Origin of the sequence: Sphingomonas hankookensis, from assembly GCF_028551275.1 — a bacterium.
In the GTDB taxonomy this organism is placed as follows: domain Bacteria; phylum Pseudomonadota; class Alphaproteobacteria; order Sphingomonadales; family Sphingomonadaceae; genus Sphingomonas; species Sphingomonas hankookensis_A.
The window spans coordinates 2,098,161-2,119,772 of the sequence record NZ_CP117025.1 but is presented as its reverse complement, the minus strand read 5'-3'; the positions used below and the strand labels follow the sequence as shown (position 1 = coordinate 2,119,772).

The window sequence follows — 21,612 nt, the reverse complement described above, 5'->3', positions numbered from 1 at the left end:
TCAGAACATGCTCTCGGGGATGATGATGACGTCGCCCGGCTGCAGCTTCACGTTCGCGCTCGCATCGCCGTTCTTGAGCAGGCTGGAAATCCGCAAGCCGAATTCCGACTGCTTGCCCGTCGCGCGGTCATACCGCACCAGCCGCGCCCGGTTGCCCGACGCATATTGGTTGAGCCCCCCCACCGCGATCATCGCGTCGAGCAGCGTCATGTTCGCCCGGTACGGCAGCGATGCCGGCTTCTCGGTCGCTCCCACCACGCGCACCTGCTGACTGAACGTGCCCGAGAAATTCTCGACGATCACCGAAACCAGCGGGTCCTTCACATATTCGCCCAGCGCCAGCTTCAGATCGTCGGCCAGCATCGCCGGCGTCTTGCCGGTGGCGGGCATGTCGTTGATCAGCGGCGTGGTGATCCGCCCGTCGGGGCGCACCTGCACCTTGGTCGACAGTTCGGGGTTGCGCCACACGAAGATGCTCAGCTGGTCGAGCGGCCCGATGACATAGGCCTCGCCCGGCGCTTCCTTCGCCTGCACGAACGGCGCGGGCGGCAGCTCGGGGCGCGTCGCCCCCCCGGCGCATCCGCCCAGCAGGGCCATCAGCGCCACACCCGTCCCCAAACCATGACTGCGACGCATTACCATACCTCGTTCCGAACGAGCGCAGCCGCAACCGGACTGCGCAGGACTGCCCCTGCTATGCTGCCAAAGGGGTAAAGATAGGGTTGAGTATAGACCCGATTCCCGCAACACGCACCATAACGGGACTCCGCGCGCTTACCCGTCCTTTGCGACGAACAGTTCGCGCGCCGGCGGGTGGCCCAGAAACGCCGCCGGGCTGGCCGTCGCACCATAGGCCCCCGCCTGGAACAGCACGATCGTATCGCCGACCGCCACCGCGGGCAAAGCCACCCGGTCGGCCAGTCGGTCCAACGGCGTACACAAGCACCCGACGACCGACGCGGTCATCACCGGCGCGGCGTCCATCCGCTCCGCCACCGCGACCGGATAATTGCGCCGCACCACCGTCCCGAAATTGCCGCTCGCCGCCAGTTGGTGGTGCAGCCCGCCATCGACCACGACGAAGGTCTCGCCGCCGCTCTCCTTCACATCGACGACCCGCGTGCAATACACCCCCGCCTCGCCGACCAGCCATCGCCCCAGTTCGACCGCAAAACCGGTCTCGGCCAGCACCGCCCTGCGCCGCGCCAGCGCCTCGCCCAGCGCCTGCCCGACGCCCTCGACATCGACCGGGGTGTCGCCCGCGAAATAGGGAATGCCGAACCCGCCGCCCAGATTGATGAACGCCGGCACCGCGCCCGCTTCTTCCGCCAGCCGTTCGGCCAGCGCCAGCGTCGCCGCCTGCGCCTCGCTGATCGCCGCGCTGTCCAGCGTCTGCGATCCGGCAAAGATGTGGAACCCATGCCAGTCCGCGCCGACCGCGACCAGCCGCTTCACCAGCGCCGGCACCCGCGCTGCGTCAATGCCGAAGGGCGACGCGCGTCCGCCCATCCGCATCCCAGACCCGCGCAGTTCGAAATCCGGGTTCACCCGCACGGCAATCCGTGGGGTGCGCCCCAGCCGGTCGCCGACCGCCAGCGCCCGATCCGCCTCGCCCTCCGACTCGACATGCAGCGTCGCGCCGGCCGTGATCGCCGCCGCCAGTTCGTCGTCGCGCTTGCCCGGCCCCGCAAAACTGATCGCCGCCGCCGGCTTCACCGCCAGCGCCATCGCCAGTTCGCCGCCCGATGCGACATCCAGCCCGTCGACCATGCCCGCCATCGCCGCCAGCACGTCGCGGTGCGGATTGGCCTTGATCGCATAGTGGACCCGCACCGCCTCCGGCAGCGCTGCGCGCAACCGCGCCACCCGCGCCGCCAGCGCCGCCCCGTCATACAGGAACGCCGGCGTATCCCCGGCGCGTTCCAGCAGCTCGGCAAAGTCGACTCCGCCGACCATCAGCCGCGACGGTCCGGCAAAGCCCGCCGGGATCGGCCCGACCGGCTTCACGACCGCACCGCCTGCTCGGCAATCGCCCGCACCGCCACCCGGTCGAGCTTGCCGTTCGCATTGCGCGGCAACCCCTCGACCCAGACATAGTGCGATGGCTGCTGGAAACTCGGCAGCTCGCGCCGCAGCCGCGCCCGCACCCCCGCCTCGGCATCCTCGACCAGCGCCCGCGCAACGACGGTGATCGCCTGTCCCTGCCGCTCGTCGGGCAGGCCGACCGCGACCGCCTCCACCACTTCCCCGCCCGCCAGCACCGCTTCCTCCACTTCCGTAGGGCTGATCCGGTTGCCCGCCACCTTCATCATCTCGTCATCGCGCCCGACGAAGCGCAGCAGCCCGTCCGCGCCCACCGCGACCGTATCGCCCGACCACACCGCCATCCCGCCGCTGTCCATCCAGTCCGGCGCCGGCCGGAACCGCGCCGCCGTCCGCTCGGCATCGCGCCAATATCCCTGCGCCACCAGCGGCCCGGCATGGACCAGCTCGCCCGGTTCGCCGGCGTCCGCCCGACTGCCGTCGCAGCGCACCACCGCCACCTCGGCAAAGGGGATCGCCGACCCGATCGCCTCCGGGTTCGCATCGATCAGCGCGGGGTCGAGATAGGTCGACCGAAACGCCTCGGTCAGCCCATACATCGCATAGAGATCGGCCGCCGCGAAGCGCTCGCGCAACGCCCGCACCATGCGCGGCGTCAGCGCCCCGCCCGAATTGGTCAGCCGCTCGAGCCGCGCCGCCGTCTCCGCCGGCCATTCCGCCTCCAGCAGCTGCGTCCATAGCGGCGGCACGCCGGCCAGCGTCGTCACCCCGAACCGCTCGACCGCCTTCACCACGTCGCGCGCCGTCAGATAATCGAGCGGCACCACCGCACCCCCTGCCATCCAGGTCGAAAACAGCTGGTTCTGCCCATAATCGAAGCTCAGCGGCAGCACCGCCAGCACCCGGTCGTCGGGGGTCAGCTTCAGGTAGCGCGCGACCGACACCGCCCCCAGCCACAAATTGGCATGGCTCAGCATCACCCCCTTGGGCCGCCCGGTCGACCCGGAGGTATAGAGGATCGCCGCCAGCGCATCGGGATCGCCGTCGCCTGCTGCCACCGGCTCCCCGTCCGGCGCCTCGGTCAGCACCCGGCACCCGTCCGGCACATCGCCCGGCGCCAGCGCCGCCGTCCGCGCCGCCTGCGTCACCAGCACCGCCGCCCCACTATCCGACAGGATATGCGCGACCTGCGCCCGCTTCAGCGCCGGATTGACCGGCACATGCACCAACCCCGCCCGCGCCGCCGCCAGCGGCATCAGGCACGCCGCCCGCGTCTTCGGCAACCACGTCGCCACCCGCGCACCGGGTTCGAGGCGCAACGCCGCCAATCCCCCCGCCATGCGGGCCACGGCCGCTTCCAACGCGGCAAAGCTCAGCACGCCGTCCCGATCGATCAAGGCGGAAGCATGCGCGGCACCCAGCGCAGGCAGATGATCGATCGTCCGGGCAACAGGGAAATCCATCGCCGCGTCCTAGCGCCGATCGAAAGCCAGATACAGGGGGCGAAGCCTCTGGTGGATCACCCACCTTACCGCGACGTCACCCCGGGCTCGACCCGGGGTCCCGCTTCTTCTGCCTCCGCGAAAGAAGCCCCCCGCCGCCTCGAAGAAAACCGCACCCCCGCGAAGGCGGGGGTCCAGACGCCGCATTCTCGTCCGCGCGGCTCATACGCAGCGTACCCCCGCGCAGGCGGGGGTCCAGAGCCCAACAAACCGACACCGCGACCAACCACCCTGGATCCCCGCCTTCGCGGGGATACGGTGGCAGCGCCCCGCTCCCGCCCTTCCTTACCCCGGCGAAGGCCCGGGCCCCGTCGGGGGACGTCAGCGACCTTTCGATACGCGGCACCAACTGGACCCCGACCTCCGCCGGGGTACGACAAATCCCGCTCCGAGCGCCCGCTCCCGGCAGAGTCACCGACCCACCACCGGGCGACCAACACACCCCGCTTGGCAGCACCCCGAACAACCCCTAAACCCGCGACCAAACAGGGGAGTTACTACGTGATCCAGACAGGTTCGGCTTCGATCGAGGAAACGGTCCGCGCGGTGCTGCGCGACGTGCTCGGCCTGTCGGACGAACGGGCGGCGGCGTTCGACGACGCGACCCCGCTGTTCGGCGCGCTCCCCGAACTCGATTCGATGGCCGTCGCCGGCGTCCTGACCGAGATGGAGGACCGGCTGGGCATCCTGATCGAGGATGACGATATCGACGGCGACACGCTCGAAACCTTCGGCTCGCTGGTCGCCTTCGCCCGCGCCAAGGTTCCCGCTTGATCGACCGCTACGACTGGCCCGGCGGGCATGAGGCGCTGTGGCGCTTCGGTCCCGATACCGGTCCGTTCGTAATGATGCTGCTGCCCCCGTTCGAAGAGGCGAACCGCACCCGCACCTTCGCGGTGCGTCTGCTCCGCGAACTTGCCGCGCGCGGTATCGCATCGGTCCTGCCCGACCTGCCGGGACAGGGCGACAGCCTGCTTGCCACCGAAGCTGCGACCCTCGCCGACTGGCGCGCCGCCGTCACCGCGCTGGTCACCGCCATCGACCGCCCGGTCGTCGGTGCGGCGATCCGCGCCGGTGCCTTGCTCGACTGCGACGCCGACCTTGCCGGCCGGTGGCACCTCTCGCCCCAGTCCGGCACCGCGCTGGTCCGCGAACTCGGCCGGATCGCCAGCGGGATCGACCGCAGTGCCGCGATGGTCGAAATTGCCGGCAATCGCATCGCGACCGCGCTGCTGGACGAACTCGACACGGCGCTCCCCTGCGACACCCATCCCCGTCGCGTCGTCCGCCTCGGCACCGATCCGAAGGACGCCGACCTGCGTATCGACGCCGCGCCCTTGTGGCGCCGCGCCGAGCCGGGCGACGACCTCGCGCTGGCCGAACAGCTTGCCGACGACCTCGCCGCATGGAGCCGCGCATGCGTCGGCTGGTGACCTTTCCCTGCCTGGGCGAAACCCTTGCCGGCACGCTCGACGCCGCGCCCGGCACCACCGGCCTGCTGATCGTCTCGGGCGGCAACGAACTGCGCATCGGCGCCCATCGCGGCATGGCGCTGCTCGCGGCCGCCATCGCCGCTGCCGGCTATCCGGTCCTGCGCTTCGACCGGCGCGGCCTCGGCGATTCGACCGGCCGCAATGAAGGCTTCCGCACCAGCGCCCCCGACATCGCCGCCGCCGCCGCCTTTTTGCGCGAACAGACCGGCGTCACGCGGATGGTGGCATTCGGCAATTGCGACGCCGCGACCGCGCTGGCGCTGTTCCACGCGGACGCCGGGATCGACCGCCTCGTCCTCGCAAACCCCTGGATTGTCGAGCCTTCGGGCGACCTGCCGCCCCCCGCCGCGATCCGCGCGACCTATGCCCAGCGCCTGTCCTCGCCCGCCGAATGGCGCCGGCTGCTGACCGGCGGCGTCAACTTCCGCCGCCTGGCGCAAGGTTTGGCAACCATTGCCCGGTCCCGCCGCACCCAAAACGACCTCGCCCGAACCTTCGCCCGGTCCCTCGCCTCTGGAAGCCCGGCCGACATCCTGCTCGCCACCCGCGACCACACCGCCGTGGCATTCCTCGATGCGTGGCACCTTCGCCACCTTACCGCCCTGCACCACCGCGACAGCGACAGCCACAGCTTCGCCCGCCCCGGCGACGCCGACTGGCTCCGCGACCGCCTGCTCGACGCCCTCAGTCGAGATTAGGCCGCAGCCACCGCTCCGCCTGCTCCAGGCTGACGCCGCGCCGCGTCGCATAGTCCTCCAGCTGGTCCCGCCCGATCCGCGCCACCCCGAAATAGGCGCTGTCGGGATGCCCGAAATAAAAGCCCGACACCGCCGCCGTCGGCAGCATGGCAAAGCTGTCGGTCAGCGTGATTCCAGTGGCTTGGGCAGCCCCCAGCATGTCGAACAGGATCGGCTTCTGGCTATGGTCGGGGCACGCCGGATAGCCCGGCGCCGGGCGAATCCCGCGATACTGCTCGCGGATGATCGCCTCGTTGGTCAGCTGCTCGTCCGGCGCATAGCCCCACAGCTCGGTCCGCACATGATGGTGCAGCCGCTCGGCAAACGCCTCGGCCAGTCGGTCCGCCAGCGCCTTCAACAGGATGTCCTGATAATCGTCGTTATCCGCCTTGAACCGCGCGATATGCGGGTCGATCCCGTGGATCCCGACCGCGAACCCACCCATCCAGTCGCCCGCCGGATCGACGAAATCCGCCAGGCACATATTGGCCCGCCCCTCCCGCTTCTTCACCTGCTGGCGCAGGAACGGCATGCGGATCGCATGGGTGGCGTGGGTCGTCTGCATCGGCGTCGCAAAGTCGTGCGGCACCCCCGACAGCGGCGACACCCGCCCGGCCTCCATCGCCGGCTCCAGCTGCTCGGCCGGCACGTCGACGATCACGTCGTCGCCGTCCCGCCGGCAATGCCACAGCGCCGCAACCCCCTTTGCCGTAAGCCATTTCTCGGCGATGATCCGGTCCAGCATCGCCTGCGCATCGGCATAGAGCGACGTCGCGCTTTCCCCCACGACCTCGTCGGTCAGGATCGCCGGAAAATTGCCCGCCAACTCCCACGCGCGGAAAAACGGCGTCCAATCGATATAGTCGCGCAGGTCCGCCAGGTCCCAGTCGTCGAACACATGCCGCCCCGGCTTGTTCGGCGCGGCCGGCTTCTGGCCGAAGTCCGCCACAAATCCATTGGCCCGCGCCTCCGCAATCGGAGCGAGGTCGCTTTGCCCCTTCCCCGCCCGCGCGATCCGCACCGCCTCATAGTCGGCCGCGATCTGCTCGACATAGGCATCGCGCGCGGTGTCGCTCACCAAGGTCGTCGCCACGCCTACCGCCCGGCTGGCGTCGAGAACATGGACGATCGGACCATCATAGGCCGGTGAGATGCGCAGTGCCGTATGGACCTTGGACGTGGTCGCACCACCGATCAGCAGCGGCATGGTCATGCCCGCGCGCTTCATCTCCTCGGCGACGGTGACCATCTCGTCCAGCGACGGCGTGATCAGGCCCGACAGGCCGATCATGTCGGCGTCATTCTCGTTCGCGGCCTCTAAAATCTTGGTCCACGGCACCATGACGCCAAGGTCGACCACGTCGAACCCGTTGCACTGCAGGACGACGCCGACGATGTTCTTGCCGATATCATGCACGTCGCCCTTGACGGTCGCCATGATGATCTTGCCCTTGCCCTTGGCGCCGGGCTCCTTCGCCGCCTCGATGAAGGGCAGCAGATGCGCGACCGCCTTCTTCATCACCCGCGCGGACTTGACGACCTGCGGCAGGAACATCTTGCCCGACCCGAACAGGTCCCCAACGACGTTCATCCCGTCCATTAGCGGCCCTTCGATCACCTCGATCGGCCGGGCGAATTGCTGGCGGCATTCCTCGGTATCGTCGACGACATGCGCGTCGATGCCCTTGACCAGCGCATATTCGAGCCGCTTGACGACGGGCAGCGAGCGCCATTCCGCCGCCGCCTTCTCGGCGACCGCATCGGTGCCCTTATACTTCTCCGCCAGCGCGATCAGCCGCTCGGTCGCGTCGGGATCGCGGTTGAGGATCACATCCTCGCACGCCGTCCGCAGCTCGGCATCGATCGTGTCGTACACGTCGAGCTGCCCGGCGTTGACGATCCCCATGTCCATCCCCGCCGGGATGGCGTGGTACAGGAAGATCGAATGCATCGCCCGCCGCACCGGCTCGTTCCCGCGAAAGCTGAACGACAGGTTCGATAGCCCGCCCGAGATATGACAATGCGGGCAGCGCGCCTTGATCTCGCGGCACGCCTCGATGAAGTCGACGCCGTAGTTGTTATGCTCCTCGATCCCCGTCGCCACCGCGAAGATATTGGGATCGAAGATGATGTCCTCGGGCGGAAAGCCGATACCGGTCAGCAGCTTGTAGGCACGCTCGCAAATCTCGACCTTGCGGTCCTTGGTATCCGCCTGCCCGACCTCGTCGAACGCCATCACCACGACCGCCGCGCCATAGTTCATGCAGATGCGGGCATGGTGCAGGAACTGCTCCTCGCCCTCCTTCATGCTGATCGAATTGACGATCGGCTTGCCGGACACACACTTCAGCCCCGCCTCGATCACATCCCATTTGGAACTGTCGACCATCACCGGGATGCGGGCGATATCCGGTTCGGCCTGGATCAGCTTCAGGAAGGTCGTCATCGCATGGTGCGCGTCGAGCAACCCTTCGTCCATGTTGACGTCGAGGACCTGCGCCCCGCTCTCGACCTGCTGCAGCGCGACCTCGACCGCGGCGGCATAGTCGCCCGCCATCACCAGCTTCTTGAAGCGGGCCGATCCGGTCACATTGGTGCGTTCGCCGATATTGACGAAGTTGGTCGAGGCGTTGGTCATGTCAGCTTTCTCTCCCTCTCCCCTTCAGGGGAGAGGGTCGGGGAGAGGGGAATGTGCGGAGAGGGCGGTGAACGTCCCCTCTCCCAACCCTCTCCCCTGAATGGGAGAGGGCTTTTAGCAGCTACGCCGCCATCGTGAACGGTTCCAGCCCGGCAAGCCGCGTCTGTACCGGCACGCCCGGCACCTTGCGCGGCGCGACGCCACGAACGCGATCGGCCATCGCCTTGATATGCGCCGGCGTCGATCCGCAGCAGCCGCCCAATACGTTCACCTGCCCATGATCCGCCCAGTCGCCGACCAGCGCCGCCGTCGTCTCCGGCGCTTCGTCATAGGCGCCCAGTTCGTTGGGCAGGCCGGCATTGGGATAGACCATGATCAGCGTGTCGCAGATGTCGCTGAGCGTCTTCACATGCGGGCGCAGCTGTTCCGCGCCGAACGAACAGTTCAGCCCGATCGTCACCGGCTTCGCATGACGGATCGCGTGCCAGAACGCCTCGACCGTATGGCCCGACAGGTTGCGGCCCGACAGGTCGGTCAGCGTCATCGACAGCATGATCGGCAAGTCGCGCCCCAACGCTTGGCCGGCCTCGATCGCCGCCAGAACCCCGGCCTTGGCATTCAGCGTGTCGAACACCGTCTCGATCAGCACGAAGTCAATGCCGCCGGTGACCAGCGCATCGATCTGGTCGCGATACACGCCCTTCAAATGGTCGAAGTCGATCTCGCGATAGCCCGGATCGTTGACGTCCGGTGATAGCGAGAGCGTCTTGTTGGTCGGCCCGATCGCCCCCGCCACGAAACGCGGGCGTCCGTCTCGCGCGGCATAGTCGTCGGCCAGCCGGCGAGCGATCCGCGCGCTTTCGATGTTGATATCGGCGACCAGCGCCTCCGCACCATAATCCGCTTGGCTGATCAGGTTCGCGCTGAAGGTGTTGGTCGACACGATATCCGACCCGGCGTCCAGATAGGCGCGGGTGATCGTTTCCGGCACCTCCGGCTTGGTGATCGCCAGGATATCGTTGTTGCCCTTCTGGTCGTGGCCGAGCGTCAGCGAGCCGGCATAATCCGCCTCGGACAGCTTCCAGTTCTGGATTTCGGTACCGAACGCGCCATCGGTGATGAGGACGCGCTGGGCGGCTTCGGCGTTCAGCCGTTCGCGGGCGGTGGTCATGTCGTGTTCCTCAAACCGTGAGTTCAGGCCGCGGCGGCGACCGGCGTCGCCTTCGGCCGCAACCCCATCAGGTGGCAAATGGCGTAGGACAGTTCTGCGCGGTTGAGCGTGTAGAAATGGAAGTCGCGGACGCCGCCGGCATAGAGCTTGCGGCACATTTCGGCGGCCACCGTCGCGGCGACCAGCTGCCGTGCGCCGGGATGATCGTCCAGCCCTTCGAACAGCCGGTCCATCCACGCCGGAATCGACGCCCCGCACAGACCGGCGAACTTGCGGACCTGCGCCACATTCGACACCGGCAGGATACCCGGTACCAGATCGGCGTTGATACCCGCCGCCGCCGCCGCGTCACGGAAGCGGAAGAACGCCTCGGGCGTGAAGAAGAACTGTGTGATCGCGCGGGTCGCGCCGGCATCGATCTTGGCGCGAAGGTTATCCAGATCGGCCGCCTGATGCTCCGAATCCGGGTGGCATTCGGGATAGGCCGCGACCGAAATCTCGAACGGGTGCAGCTTCTGCAGCCCTGCAACCAGCGCCGCCGCATTCTCATACCCATCAGGATGGGCGACGAACTTCTGCCCCATGGTCGGCGGATCGCCGCGCAGCGCGACGATATGGCGGACGCCCGCCGCCCAATATTCCTGCGCGACCTGATCGATCTCGGCGCGGCTCGCCTCGACACAAGTCAGATGCGCGGCGGCGGGCATCGACGTCTCGCGCGCGATCCGGGCGACGGTAGCATGGGTCCGCTCCCGGGTCGATCCACCCGCGCCATAGGTGACGCTGACGAACTTGGGGGCGAGCGGCTCCAGCGCGCGCACCGTTTCCCACAACGCTGCTTCCATCTTCTCGGTCTTGGGCGGGAAGAATTCGAAGCTGACCGCGCAATCGCCGGCCAGATCGGCGAACAGCGGCGCATCGAGCGCGCGGCGCGCTTCTTCGAGATCGGAAATGGTAGGAGTCATGCCGCCTTCACCTCTTGTACGTCGTACGCCCGCCGCGCCATCCACAGCTTGACCGTCAGTTCGCCGCCACCCAGCGTCTGGATCGACACCGGTGACAATCCCGTTTCCGCGAACCAGCCCAGCATCTGTTCGTCGGAGAAGCCCAGTCGCGCATGGGCATCGCGAACCCGCAGTTCCTCGCGCTGATGCGGCGCGAAGTCGCAGATCAACAGCCGACCGCCGGGCCGCAATACCCGCGCCGCCTCTGCAATCGCCGCACCGGGATGCTGCACGAAATGCAGGACATGATGCAGCACCGCGGCATCGGCCGCCCCCGCCTCAAGCGGGAGCGCCTGAATGTCCGCCTGTCGCAATTCGGCATGGTCCAGTCCGCGCTCGGTCAGCTTGGCTCGCGCCAGTCGCAGCATCTCCGACGACCGGTCGATGCCGATCGCCTGCTCCGCCTGCGGAGCGAACAATTCCAGCATCCGCCCGGTACCGGTGCCAATATCGACCAGCAGGCCGATCGGATCGGAGCCCAGCGTCGCCAGCATCGCCCGTTCGACCTGCTCCTCCGCGACATGCAGCGAACGGATCGCATCCCATTCGCCGGCATGCGCCTCGAACCAGGCGGCGGCGGCGGCGGCGCGATCGGCCCGCACCTCCGCCAGTCGGGCGCCATCGATCTCGCGCCACGCGTCATCGTCCGCTACCCAGGCATCGAGCGCCTCCAGCAGCGGCGCGACAAGCGCCGGCTCCCCCAGCGCGACGAATACCCAGCTGCCTTCCTTGCGGCGGACCGTGAGCCCGGCATCGCACAGGATCTTGATATGGCGGCTGACCCGCGGCTGGCTCTGTTCCAGCACCTGCGCCAATTCGCCGACAGACAATTCCATCGACCGCAACAACCCGATGACCCGCAAGCGGGTCGCGTCGCTGGCGGCGCGTAATATGTCGAGGGCCGGTGCCATGACTATTGATATAAAGAAATCTTTATATCAGGTCAATCGGCGAAACCATGCGCCGCCCGGATAATCGACGATGCAACCGCCGTGCCGCTGATGCGTTTGGCGCCCGGTCATAACGGAAGGGAAACCGCCATGAAGAAGCTCATTCTGCTGCCGCTCGCCGCCGCCGCATTCTCGATCGGCGCTTGCAGCCAGAAGGCGCAGAACGAAACCGGCGAGGCGGCCGACGCCGTTGCCGCCGATGTCAACGCGACGATGGGCGAAGCCGTCGACGACGTGCAGGCCGCTGGCGACCGTGCCTTCGGCGCCGCCGAGAACGCCGCCGACCGCGCTGGCCAGAAGATCGACAACGCGACCGATCGCGCTGGTGCCGCGCTTGAACGCGGTGCGGCCAAGGCCGACGCCGCTGCCGACAACGCGCAGCGCGAAGCCGGCCAGGAACTGGAACAGGCCGGCCGCGAAATGCAGCGCTGATCCTCTTCGGTTAGCAGACAAGGCCGTGTCCCGACGCAACGGGGCGCGGCCTTTTTTGTTTGGAGATTATCGATGCGCCCTGCCCCTATCCTCGCCCTGGCCTTGGCCACCCTGCTCCCGGCCGGATGCAGCGGGTCCGACGACCGCTCGGCCCCCGGCGGCGTCACACAGGACGAGGCAGCCGCGCTGAACGACGCCGCCGCCATGCTAGACAATGGCGCGCTCGACGCCAACGCCATCGCCCCCGATCCGAAGGACTGACCATGACCGCTATTCCGCTCCGAACGCTGGGCGCCACCGATCTGCAAACCCCGCCCCTGATCCTGGGTGGTAACGTCTTCGGCTGGACGATCGACCGCGATTCCAGCTTCCGCATCCTGGACGCCTTCGTCGACCTGGGCGGCACGATGATCGATACCGCCGACGTCTATTCCGCGTGGGTCGACGGGCACCGTGGCGGCGAGTCCGAGACCATCATCGGCGAATGGCTGCGCCGGTCGGGCAAGCGTGACCTCGTCCTGATCGCGACGAAGGTCGGCATGCTTCCCGGAGAAGGGGGCGAAAAACTGGCGCCCAGCCGGATCGCGGCGGCCGCCGAGGCATCGCTCGACCGGCTCGGCACCGATCATATCGACCTCTATTACGCACATCAGGACGACGACGACACGCCGCAGGAGGATTATCTGGCGGCGTTCGGCCGGCTGGTCGATGCCGGAAAGGTTCGCGTGCTCGGCGCGTCCAATTTCCGCGCCATGCGACTGAAGTCGGCACTCGACCTTGCGACGTCAGAAGGACTGCCGCGCTTCCATGCGCTCCAGCCCGAATATAATCTGGTGAGCCGCCGCAAATATGAGGGCGAACTCCAGAACCTCTGCGTCGAGCATAATATCGGCGTGGCGCCCTATTACGGCCTCGCCTCGGGGTTCCTCACCGGCAAGTACCGCTCCACGGAAGACCTGTCGAAAAGTGTGCGCGGCGGTGGCATGGCCAAGCTGCTGGCCGGGAAAGGCGCCGCCGTTCTTGCCGCGATGGATGCCGTCGCGGCAGAAACCGGCGCGACCCTGGCACAGATCGCGCTCGCGTGGCTGGCAGCACAGGAAGGCGTGACCGCGCCGATCGCCAGCGCCACCAGCGTCGATCAGCTCGAGGAACTGGTCGGTGCGTGGCAGATCGACCTGACGGCCGACCAACTCGCCCACCTGACCGACGCGGGCGTGTAAAGTCCGGGGCCGGGCAACGCGCCCGGCCTCGCTTATTCGGCGGCTTCGGCCACCTCCGCAAATTCCGCCGCCTGCAGGAAACGTTCGGCGTCCAGCGCCGCCATGCAGCCGGTGCCCGCAGCCGTCACCGCCTGGCGATAGACCTTGTCCATCACGTCGCCGCACGCGAAGACGCCAGGCACGCTGGTCCGGGTCGAACCGGTTTCGACAGCGATATAGCCATCATCATCGAGCGCGAGATGCCCCCGGAACAGCTCGGTCGCCGGATGGTGGCCGATCGCGACGAAGCCGCCATCGACGTCCAGCATCGACAGTTCGCCGGTCACGGTGTCCTTCAATTCGATCCCGACCAGCCCATGCGGATCGCCGCCACCGACGAAACGCTCGACCTGCTTGTTCCACAGGACGCTGATCTTGTCGCTGGCGAACAGCCGCTGTTGCAGGATGCGTTCGGCGCGGAAGCTGTCGCGGCGATGGATGATCGTCACATCGTCGCTATGGTTGGTCAGGTACAGCGCTTCCTCGACCGCAGTATTCCCGCCACCGATCACCGCCACCTTCTTGCCTCGGTAGAAGAACCCGTCACAGGTCGCGCAGGCCGACACGCCCTTGCCCTTGAGCAGTTCTTCGCTGTCGAGGCCGAGCCAGCGCGCCTGCGCACCGGTGGCGATCACCAGCACCTCGCCTTCATAAACGTCGCCGCTATCGCCGGTCAGGCGAAACGGCCGTCGGGTCAGGTCGACATCGACGATCGTATCCCACATCATCCGGGTACCGACATGCTCGGCCTGCGCCTGCATTTCACCCATCAGCCACGGCCCCTGCACGACGTCGCGAAAGCCGGGATAGTTCTCGACGTCCGTCGTGGTCATCAACTGACCGCCGGGCTGGATGCCCTGCACCACGATCGGCTCCATGCCGGCGCGCGCGCCGTAAATTGCAGCAGAGAGACCCGCCGGTCCCGAACCTAGGACGAGCATGCGAGTGTGGTGCGTGACAGCCATGAGATCATATTCCGTTCGATGCGAGCGGCCCGTCTAGGCCGGTCGCGGGGTCGAACGCAACATGGGGAACGTCAGGTGGCGCGCAAGTCGCCTTACAGGACGAACGCCAGGATGACGGCCCAGAGCGGTATGGCCAACAGCATGCCGGAGAGAAGCCCGGAAAGATGCGGCGGACGATCCTGAACACCGCGAACGGGCGTCGGGCGGGCGGGGGCAACGATCGGCATGGCGGCTATCCTCTCTTGCTCGTATCACCACCAACAACGAACGAGCGCGCCGCAAGTTCGATCTAGCTGAACGGAACATGAAGAATACGAGAGATCGGCGTCGCGGACGCTGCGCTGACGCCTTGGCGGGTGGTAGCGAAGGAGGGATTTGAACCCCCGACCCCAGGATTATGATTCCCGTGCTCTAACCAACTGAGCTACTTCGCCCCGCCGCATCCCCATCGGGGAGGGCGGCCCTATACGAACGCGAATCGTTGCGGTCAAGCGAACATGTGTCGGGAAAATAATTCCCACGGCCCGCCACGATACCACCAGCTGGCCAAACCCGCGATTTTCAGCGGGTGCGGGGTAAATCCGGCGGACAATTCGGCCAGCAACGCCTTTGCGGCAGCGGGTTCGACCTTGTTCTGAATCGTGACATGTGGACGCCATCCGGCGCGGTCCTGCGGCGTCAGCATCGATGCGAACGCATCGGCCAGTTCGGCGCGGACCGATTCGAGATCGGGCGATTCGATGCGATAGGCCACGCCCCGGCCGAGGTTCATCAAGCCGCCGACCCGGGCAAACGGCGCCGGCACGCCGCGCGTCAGCGCGTTCAGGCGTTGCTTCAGTTCCGGTCCCAGCTCCGGGGCCAGATGGTGGAACATCGTGCAATGCGCCGCAAGGACGTTGCGCTCGGGCGGAAAATAGGCGCGCCGCTGCCGGTCGAACCACGCCTGATCCTCATGCCCGAACAAGGCGGTCACGATGATCGGGGCGGGGTCGGGCGGGGTCAAATCTCGACCTGACTGCCGAGCTCGACGACGCGGTTGGTCGGCAGGCGGAAGAACTCCATCGCGCTTTCCGAATTCTGCAGCATCCACGCGAACAGCTTTTCGCGCCAGATCATCATGCCCGGCCGCGATGACGGCAAGAGCGTCTGGCGCGCGAGGAAGAAGCTGGTGTCCATCATCCGGAAGTCGCCGCCGCAACAGCCGACCGCCTTCAGCGCGCCGGGAACGTCGGGGTCCTGCATGAAGCCGAACTTCAGGATCATGCGGTGGAAGCCCTGCCCCAGATCCTCGTTCTTCGTGCGAAGCTCGGGGTCGACATAGGGCGTGTCGGCGATCTTCACGGTGAGCAGGATCACCCGCTCGTGCAGCACCTTGTTATGCTTCAGATTGTGGAGCAGCGCGTGGGGCACGCCTTCGGGGGTCGACGTCATGAAGACGGCGGTGCCGGGCACGCGGGTGGCGCTGCTGGCCGCCGACTGGATGAACACCTTGATCGGCATCGCGGCCTCGCGCATCCGCTCGATCATCAGCTTGCGCCCCTTGGCCCAGGTGGTCAGCAGGACGAAGACGACGATGCCGACCAGCAGTGGGAACCAGCCGCCATCGGGCACCTTGGTCAGGTTCGACGCGAAATAGGCGCCGTCGATGCACAGGAACATGAACATGAACGCGGCGACCGCAGCGACGGGCCAGTTCCACACCCGCTTGATCAGCACCGCGATCATGCAAGTGCTGATGAACATCGTGCCCGTCACGGCAATGCCATAGGCTGCGGCCAGGTTCGACGATTCCTGGAACCCGAAGATCAGCAGCAGGACCATGACCAGCAGCGCCCAGTTCACCGCCGGGATGTAGATCTGCCCCGCGGCATCGGCGCTGGTATGTTCGATGCGCAGGCGCGGCATCAGCCCCAACTGCACCGCCTGCTGCACGACCGAGAAGGCCCCGGTGATCACCGCCTGGCTGGCGATGATCGTCGCGAGCGTCGCGAGGATGACGAGCGGAAGGCGGAAATCCTCCGACGCCATGAAGAAGAACGGGTTGGACGCCGCATCCGGGTTCTGGAGCAGCAGCGCCCCCTGCCCCAGATAGTTCAGCATCAACGCCGGGAACACGACGTACAGCCACGCAACCGAGATCGGCCGGCGCCCGAAATGGCCCATATCGGCGTACAGCGCCTCGGCACCGGTCACGGCCAGCACCACCGACCCGAGCGCAAGGAACGCCATGATGCCGTCCTGCGCGAAGAATCGCACGGCCCAGATCGGGTTCAGCGCCTGGAAAATGTCGGGTCGTTCGAGAATGTTAAGGACGCCGAGGAACGTCAGCGTCGCGAAATAGGCGATCATGATCGGCCCGAACAGCCGCCCGACGCTGGCCGTGCCGACCGCCTGCAGCCAGAACAGCCCGATCATGATGACCACCGCGATCGGGATCACGAACGGGTCGAAACCGGCATTGACCGTCGCCAGCCCCTCGACCGCCGACAGCACCGACACGGCGGGCGTGATCATGCAGTCGCCGAAAAACAGCGCCGTCGCGAGCACGCCGAGGATGACGAGGCTGGCGGTCCAGCGACCGCCACCGCTCTTGCGCTGGATCAGCGCCAGCAGCGCCAGGCTGCCGCCTTCGCCATTGTTATCGGCGCGCATGATGATGAAGACGTATTTCAGCGTCACGATCAGCATCAGCGACCAGAAGACGAGGCTGACCACGCCGAAGATGTTGAGCTGGTCGACCGGCAACCGGTGATGGCCGACGAAGGTCTCCTTCATCGCATAGAGCGGCGAAGTGCCGATATCGCCATAGACGATGCCGAGCGCGCCGAGCGACAGCTTGGCGAGCGACTGGCGCGGCCCATGATGGGTCGCGCCCGTGTCGGGCAGGTCGGCGGCTTCCGACGAAGCCTCTCGGGAGAATATCACGGGCGCGGGAACCGCGCCGAAGTGGCAACGAGTTTGGTCATGTCGACCGCGTCCCAGTGGTTCAAGGCCGGGCCGTTAGCACACGCAATATTGCTGTGCAATCGTCCGCACTGCACGCCTGCGGCTGCATCGGGGATGAACGGGAGTTTTGGGTGATGCTGCGGCGGTGGCAGGAGGTTGGCGTGCGTACGTGCGTTCGGGGCACGACGGCCATTACAGAACCAGACGTCACCCCGGACTTGATCCGGGGTCCCGCTTCTACTTCCGACGTCGAGAGAAGCGGGCCCCCGGCTCAAGGCCGGGGTGACGAGGAAATTAGTTCGTCAGCAGCGCGCGAATCGCCGCCAGCGCTTCGTCGCCCTTGGCTCCGTCCGGGCCACCGCCCTGAGCCATGTCAGGGCGACCGCCGCCCCCCTGCCCGCCCAGCGCCGCGACCGCCGCCTTGACCAGATCGACCGCGCTGATCCGGCCGGTCAGGTCGCTCGACACCCCGACCCCGACCGAGGCGCGGCCGTCATTGACCGCGACCAGCGCAACGACGCCCGAGGGAACGCGCGCACGGGCTTCATCGATCGTCCCGCGCAATGCCTTGGCATCGAGCCCGTCGATCACCTGACCCAGAAAGGCGATGTCGCCGACCTGTTCCGGACCGGCCGGCGCCGCACCCGCACCGCCGCCCATGGCCAGCGCCTTCTTCGCCTCGGCCAGTTCGCGTTCCAGACGACGCCGATCCTCGACGAGCTGCGCCACGCGGGCGGGCACTTCGTCGGGGGTCGCCTTCAGCGCGGCAGCGGCTTCCCGCAGCTTCGCGTCGCGATTGCCGAGCCATTGGCGCGCTGCCTCGCCGGTCAGCGCCTCGACGCGGCGGACGCCCGAGGACACCGCGCCTTCGGACACGATCTTGAACAGGCCGATTTCGCCAAGCGCATTGACGTGCGTCCCGCCGCATAACTCGATCGAATAGGTGCCTTCCGCATCCTGTCCCATCGACACGACGCGGACCTCGTCGCCATATTTCTCGCCGAACAGCGCCATCGCGCCCATCGCGATCGCATCGTCGGGGGTCATCAGCCGGGTGGTGACCGCACCGTTGCCGCGCACCTGCGCGTTGACGTCGGCCTCGACCAGCGCCAGCGCGTCCGCCGCGATCGGGGAGGGTTGCGAGAAGTCGAAGCGCAGCCGCTCAGGCGCGACCATCGATCCCTTCTGCGCGACATGGGTGCCGAGCCGCTCCCGCAACGCCTCATGCAACAGGTGCGTCGCGGAGTGGTTGGCGCGAATCTGCGCACGGCGCGCGGTGTCGATCGTCAGCGCGACGCTGTCGCCGACCTTCAGGCTGCCGGCGTCGATCGTCGCGACATGGGCATGGAGCTTGCCGAGTTGCTTGGCGGTATCGGTGACGGTCGCCATGAACCCGGCATCGGTGGTCATGGTGCCGGCATCGCCGACCTGCCCGCCGCTTTCGGCATAGAAGGGCGTCTGGTTGGTGAGCACCAACACCTCGTCACCCGCCTCAGCCGAATCGACCCGCGCGCCGTCCTTGACGATCGCGACGACCTGCCCCTCGCCCGCCTCGACCGAATAGCCGATGAATTCGGTCGGTCCGGCGGTTTCGAGGACGTCGAACCAGACATCGTCCGACGCCTTGGCACCCGAGCCCTTCCACGCAGCACGCGCGGCGCGCTTCTGTTCGGCCATCGCCGCGTCGAATCCGGCACGGTCGACGCCGTACCCTTGCGCACGCAGGGCGTCCTCGGTCAGGTCATAGGGGAAGCCATAGGTGTCGTAGAGCTTGAACGCGGTCTCGCCGGCCAGCGTCGCGCCTTCGGCGAAATCGGCAGTCGCCTCGTCGAGCAGCTTCAGCCCCTTGTCGAGGGTGCGGCGGAACTGGGTTTCTTCCTGCTGCAACGTCGCTTCGATCAGCGGCTGCGCGCGGACCAGCTCCGGATAGGCCGCGCCCATTTCAGATACGAGCGAGCCGACAAGCCGGTGCATCAACGGGTCCTTGGCACCCAGCAGATGCGCGTGCCGCATCGCGCGGCGCATGATCCGGCGGAGCACATAACCGCGGCCTTCGTTCGCCGGCAGCACGCCATCGGCCACCAGGAAACCCGACGCGCGCAGGTGATCGGCGATGACGCGGTGGCTGGCCTGCGTCGCCCCTTCGGCGCGGGTGCCGGTCAGTTCGCAGGATGCGGCGATCAGCGCCTTGAAGGTATCGGTGTCGTAATTGTCCGACACGCCCTGCATAACCGCTGCAATGCGTTCGAGGCCCATGCCGGTGTCGATCGACTTCTTGGGCAGTTCGCCGACGATCTCGTTGGCGTCCTGCTCGAACTGCATGAACACCAGGTTCCAGATCTCGACGAACCGGTCGCCATCCTCGTCCGGCGAACCGGGGGGACCGCCGGGGATGTGGTCGCCGTGATCGTAGAAGATTTCCGAGCACGGACCGCACGGGCCGCTGTCGCCCATCGCCCAGAAATTGTCCTTGGTCGGGATGCGGATGATCTTGTGATCGGGCAGCCCGGCGATCTTCTTCCACAGGTCGAACGCTTCGTCGTCGGTATGATAGACAGTCGCGGTCAGCTTCTCCGCTGGCAGTCCCCAGTCGCGGGTCAGCAGGGTCCAGGCGTTCAGGATCGCCTGTTCCTTGAAATAATCGCCGAAGGAGAAATTGCCGAGCATTTCGAAGAAGGTATGATGCCGCGCGGTATAGCCGACATTGTCGAGATCGTTATGCTTGCCGCCCGCGCGCACGCATTTCTGCGACGACGTCGCCGTCACGTAAGGCCGCGTCTCGAGGCCGGTGAACACGTTCTTGAACGGCACCATGCCCGCATTGACGAACATCAGCGTCGGATCGTTCTGCGGAACAAGCGGCGCGGAGGGCACGCGGGCGTGGCCCGCCTTCTCGAAAAAGTCGAGGAACGAGCGGCGGACATCATTGGTCGAGGTCATGTCCGCTCGATACGCAGGCGCGCGCGACTTGCCAAGCGAGGACACGCACAGGGGTTGACCCGGACGAAACATTCCCGTCCTTTCCCGTGCAAACGATCAGGGACTACGCATGGCCAAGCGGCTTACGACTTTCATTCTCATCGCGCTGGTGGCGGGGCTCGTGCTCGGCTGGGCGCTGAATGCCGGGCTGGACGATGGCGGCGGCGCCGGCACCGCGACGCTGAAGAATATCGCCTATTATCTGTCCGCCGTGACCACCGTGTTCCTGCGGCTGATCAAGATGATCATCGCGCCGCTCGTCTTCTCGACGCTGGTCGTCGGCATCGCGCATATGGGCGACAGTTCGTCGCTGGGCCGGGTCGGGCTGCGGTCGTTCGGCTGGTTCGTGATGGCCAGCTTCATCTCGCTGATGCTCGGGCTGTTGCTGGTCAATCTGTTGCAGCCGGGCGTGGGTCTGGGCCTGCCCGTCCCGCCGGTCACCGCCGCGACCGGCGTCGACAAGCCGGCATTCGATTTCGTGAAGTTCGTCGGCCATATCTTCCCCGCCTCGGGCATCGAGGCGATGGCGACGAACGAGATCTTGCAGATCGTCATCTTCTCGCTGTTCATCGGCGTCGCGCTGACGGCGGTCGGCGACAAGGGCAAGCCGCTGGTCCGCGCGCTCGAAGGGCTGGTCGCGGTGATGTTGCAGGTCACCGATTACGTCATGCGCTTTGCCCCGTTCGCGGTGTTTGCGGCGGTGACGGCGACGCTGGCCGAACGGGGACCGGGGATCATCGGCGACCTCGCCTATTTCATGGGCAGCTTCTACCTCGGCCTCGCCACGCTATGGACGGTGCTGATCGGCATCGCCTTCGCCATCATCGGCCCGCGCGTGAAGATGCTGCTGCGCTATCTGCGCGATCCGATCCTGCTCGGCTTTTCGACCGCCTCGTCGGAGGCCGCCTATCCGCGCACGCTGGAAGCGCTCGACCGGTTCGGCGTACCGCCGCGCATCGCCAGCTTCGTGCTGCCGCTCGGCTATTCGTTCAACCTCGACGGGTCGATGATGTACATGACCTTCGCGTCGATCTTCATCGCGCAGGCGTACGGCATCGACCTCAGCTGGGGACAGATGTTCCTGATGCTGCTGGTGCTGATGGTCACGTCGAAGGGGATTGCCGGTGTCCCGCGCGCCAGCCTGGTGGTCATCGCCGCGACGCTCGGCATGTTCAACATCCCCGAAGCCGGGTTGTTGCTGATCCTTGCCATCGACCATTTCCTCGACATGGGCCGCACCGCGACCAATGTCGTCGGCAATGCCATCGCCGCCAGCGTCATCGCCAAATGGGAGGGCGGGTTCGATCCGCCCGAATCGCCGGAGATCGAACCGCTGCCGACCCCGTCGGGACAGCCGCGCACCGACGTGCCCGACAGCTTCCGCGACATGGGCGGCCCGCCGCCCTCCGCGCACTGAGCGACCAGTATCGATATGAACCGACCGCGCAGCAAGGCCCGCGTCGGGCATCCTGATCTGGCAAAGGTGCTGAGCG

19 protein-coding genes and 1 tRNA gene are annotated in these 21,612 nt (G+C 66.9%); 7 read left to right on the top strand and 13 right to left on the bottom strand.

What is annotated here, in order from left to right; translation table 11 throughout:
- The 3 genes from PPZ50_RS10100 to PPZ50_RS10090 form a co-directional block, all read right to left on the bottom strand.
- Window positions 1-636: an XrtA/PEP-CTERM system exopolysaccharide export protein gene (locus tag PPZ50_RS10100; RefSeq protein ID WP_066687642.1), complete on the bottom strand. Its 636-nt coding sequence runs from the start codon at window positions 634-636 to the stop codon at window positions 1-3.
- A gap of 138 nt (window positions 637-774) precedes the next feature.
- Window positions 775-2,007: a pyridoxal-dependent decarboxylase, exosortase A system-associated gene (locus tag PPZ50_RS10095; protein ID WP_066687640.1), complete on the bottom strand. Its 1,233-nt coding sequence runs from the start codon at window positions 2,005-2,007 to the stop codon at window positions 775-777.
- Entirely contained in the window at window positions 2,004-3,506 is a 1,503-nt protein-coding gene (locus PPZ50_RS10090) for an acyl-CoA ligase (AMP-forming), exosortase A system-associated (RefSeq protein WP_066687639.1), read from the bottom strand. The genes PPZ50_RS10095 and PPZ50_RS10090 overlap by 4 nt, the downstream gene beginning before the upstream one ends.
- Window positions 3,507-4,046: 540 nt before the next feature.
- Here PPZ50_RS10090 and PPZ50_RS10085 point away from each other — a divergent pair.
- The 3 genes from PPZ50_RS10085 to PPZ50_RS10075 are packed head-to-tail and all read left to right on the top strand — an operon-like array spanning window position 4,047 to window position 5,736.
- The gene (locus PPZ50_RS10085; protein WP_066687638.1) at window positions 4,047-4,319 is read left to right on the top strand and encodes an acyl carrier protein; all 273 of its coding nucleotides are present in this window, start codon (window positions 4,047-4,049) and stop codon (window positions 4,317-4,319) included.
- Entirely contained in the window at window positions 4,316-4,978 is a 663-nt protein-coding gene (locus tag PPZ50_RS10080) for an alpha/beta hydrolase (protein ID WP_066687636.1), read from the top strand. The genes PPZ50_RS10085 and PPZ50_RS10080 overlap by 4 nt, the downstream gene beginning before the upstream one ends.
- Window positions 4,963-5,736, top strand: a complete 774-nt coding sequence (locus tag PPZ50_RS10075; protein ID WP_066688094.1) for a hydrolase 1, exosortase A system-associated — start codon at window positions 4,963-4,965, stop codon at window positions 5,734-5,736. Before PPZ50_RS10080 ends, PPZ50_RS10075 begins: the two co-directional genes overlap by 16 nt.
- Here the strand turns inward: PPZ50_RS10075 and metH are convergent.
- From metH to PPZ50_RS10055, 4 genes are all read right to left on the bottom strand, one after another.
- A complete protein-coding gene (gene metH, locus PPZ50_RS10070; protein ID WP_066687633.1) occupies window positions 5,723-8,413 on the bottom strand; it encodes a methionine synthase in 2,691 nt (896 codons plus the stop codon). The genes PPZ50_RS10075 and metH overlap by 14 nt on opposite strands.
- Before the next feature lie 121 nt (window positions 8,414-8,534).
- The gene (locus PPZ50_RS10065) at window positions 8,535-9,584 is read right to left on the bottom strand and encodes a homocysteine S-methyltransferase family protein (RefSeq protein WP_066687628.1); all 1,050 of its coding nucleotides are present in this window, start codon (window positions 9,582-9,584) and stop codon (window positions 8,535-8,537) included.
- Window positions 9,585-9,607: 23 nt separating this feature from the next.
- Window positions 9,608-10,549, bottom strand: a complete 942-nt coding sequence (metF, locus tag PPZ50_RS10060) for a methylenetetrahydrofolate reductase [NAD(P)H] (protein WP_066687599.1) — start codon at window positions 10,547-10,549, stop codon at window positions 9,608-9,610.
- Entirely contained in the window at window positions 10,546-11,499 is a 954-nt protein-coding gene (locus PPZ50_RS10055) for an ArsR/SmtB family transcription factor (protein ID WP_066687597.1), read from the bottom strand. The genes metF and PPZ50_RS10055 overlap by 4 nt, the downstream gene beginning before the upstream one ends.
- A 129-nt stretch (window positions 11,500-11,628) precedes the next feature.
- Here PPZ50_RS10055 and PPZ50_RS10050 point away from each other — a divergent pair, with 129 nt between their 5' ends.
- From PPZ50_RS10050 to PPZ50_RS10040, 3 genes are all read left to right on the top strand, one after another.
- Window positions 11,629-11,970, top strand: a complete 342-nt coding sequence (locus PPZ50_RS10050; protein ID WP_066687595.1) for a hypothetical protein — start codon at window positions 11,629-11,631, stop codon at window positions 11,968-11,970.
- 72 nt (window positions 11,971-12,042) lie between these two features.
- Entirely contained in the window at window positions 12,043-12,231 is a 189-nt protein-coding gene (locus tag PPZ50_RS10045) for a hypothetical protein (protein ID WP_066687594.1), read from the top strand.
- 2 nt (window positions 12,232-12,233) lie between these two features.
- Window positions 12,234-13,190, top strand: coding sequence for an aldo/keto reductase (locus tag PPZ50_RS10040; protein WP_198158472.1), 957 nt, complete (start codon window positions 12,234-12,236; stop codon window positions 13,188-13,190).
- A 32-nt stretch (window positions 13,191-13,222) separates the two neighbouring features.
- Here the strand turns inward: PPZ50_RS10040 and trxB are convergent, their stop codons facing one another.
- From trxB to alaS, 6 genes are all read right to left on the bottom strand, one after another.
- The gene (gene trxB / locus PPZ50_RS10035; RefSeq protein WP_066687592.1) at window positions 13,223-14,170 is read right to left on the bottom strand and encodes a thioredoxin-disulfide reductase; all 948 of its coding nucleotides are present in this window, start codon (window positions 14,168-14,170) and stop codon (window positions 13,223-13,225) included.
- 116 nt (window positions 14,171-14,286) lie between these two features.
- Complete coding sequence (locus PPZ50_RS10030) at window positions 14,287-14,421, bottom strand: hypothetical protein (protein ID WP_269746887.1); 135 nt, start codon at window positions 14,419-14,421, stop codon at window positions 14,287-14,289.
- A 130-nt stretch (window positions 14,422-14,551) separates the two neighbouring features.
- A tRNA-Met gene (locus tag PPZ50_RS10025) sits at window positions 14,552-14,628 on the bottom strand.
- A 53-nt stretch (window positions 14,629-14,681) separates the two neighbouring features.
- Window positions 14,682-15,197 carry a 2'-5' RNA ligase family protein gene (locus tag PPZ50_RS10020; RefSeq protein WP_066687589.1) on the bottom strand — a complete coding sequence of 172 codons (516 nt, stop codon included), beginning with the start codon at window positions 15,195-15,197 and terminating at the stop codon, window positions 14,682-14,684.
- The gene (locus PPZ50_RS10015; RefSeq protein ID WP_066688091.1) at window positions 15,194-17,116 is read right to left on the bottom strand and encodes a potassium transporter Kup; all 1,923 of its coding nucleotides are present in this window, start codon (window positions 17,114-17,116) and stop codon (window positions 15,194-15,196) included. Before PPZ50_RS10015 ends, PPZ50_RS10020 begins: the two co-directional genes overlap by 4 nt.
- Window positions 17,117-17,434: 318 nt before the next feature.
- Window positions 17,435-20,080: an alanine--tRNA ligase gene (gene alaS / locus PPZ50_RS10010; protein ID WP_066687587.1), complete on the bottom strand. Its 2,646-nt coding sequence runs from the start codon at window positions 20,078-20,080 to the stop codon at window positions 17,435-17,437.
- 109 nt (window positions 20,081-20,189) lie between these two features.
- Between alaS and PPZ50_RS10005 the strand changes: the two genes are divergently transcribed.
- On the top strand, window positions 20,190-21,536 hold the full coding sequence (locus PPZ50_RS10005; protein WP_066687585.1) for a dicarboxylate/amino acid:cation symporter: 1,347 nt from the start codon (window positions 20,190-20,192) through the stop codon (window positions 21,534-21,536).
- The last annotated feature ends 76 nt before the right edge of the window (window positions 21,537-21,612 follow it).

Excerpts from the sequence above, each read along its gene's own strand:
- PPZ50_RS10100 (WP_066687642.1), bottom strand. The coding sequence starts at position 636 with ATGCGTCGCAGTCATGGTTTGGGGACGGGTGTGGCGCTGATGGCCCTG.
- PPZ50_RS10090 (WP_066687639.1), bottom strand. The coding sequence starts at position 3,506 with ATGGATTTCCCTGTTGCCCGGACGATCGATCATCTGCCTGCGCTGGGT.
- PPZ50_RS10075 (WP_066688094.1), top strand. The coding sequence starts at position 4,963 with ATGCGTCGGCTGGTGACCTTTCCCTGCCTGGGCGAAACCCTTGCCGGC.
- metH (WP_066687633.1), bottom strand. The coding sequence starts at position 8,413 with ATGACCAACGCCTCGACCAACTTCGTCAATATCGGCGAACGCACCAAT.
- PPZ50_RS10065 (WP_066687628.1), bottom strand. The coding sequence starts at position 9,584 with ATGACCACCGCCCGCGAACGGCTGAACGCCGAAGCCGCCCAGCGCGTC.
- metF (WP_066687599.1), bottom strand. The coding sequence starts at position 10,549 with ATGACTCCTACCATTTCCGATCTCGAAGAAGCGCGCCGCGCGCTCGAT.
- PPZ50_RS10055 (WP_066687597.1), bottom strand. The coding sequence starts at position 11,499 with ATGGCACCGGCCCTCGACATATTACGCGCCGCCAGCGACGCGACCCGC.
- PPZ50_RS10050 (WP_066687595.1), top strand. The coding sequence starts at position 11,629 with ATGAAGAAGCTCATTCTGCTGCCGCTCGCCGCCGCCGCATTCTCGATC.
- PPZ50_RS10045 (WP_066687594.1), top strand. The coding sequence starts at position 12,043 with ATGCGCCCTGCCCCTATCCTCGCCCTGGCCTTGGCCACCCTGCTCCCG.
- PPZ50_RS10040 (WP_198158472.1), top strand. The coding sequence starts at position 12,234 with ATGACCGCTATTCCGCTCCGAACGCTGGGCGCCACCGATCTGCAAACC.
- trxB (WP_066687592.1), bottom strand. The coding sequence starts at position 14,170 with ATGCTCGTCCTAGGTTCGGGACCGGCGGGTCTCTCTGCTGCAATTTAC.
- PPZ50_RS10030 (WP_269746887.1), bottom strand. The coding sequence starts at position 14,421 with ATGCCGATCGTTGCCCCCGCCCGCCCGACGCCCGTTCGCGGTGTTCAG.
- alaS (WP_066687587.1), bottom strand. The coding sequence starts at position 20,080 with ATGACCTCGACCAATGATGTCCGCCGCTCGTTCCTCGACTTTTTCGAG.
- PPZ50_RS10005 (WP_066687585.1), top strand. The coding sequence starts at position 20,190 with ATGGCCAAGCGGCTTACGACTTTCATTCTCATCGCGCTGGTGGCGGGG.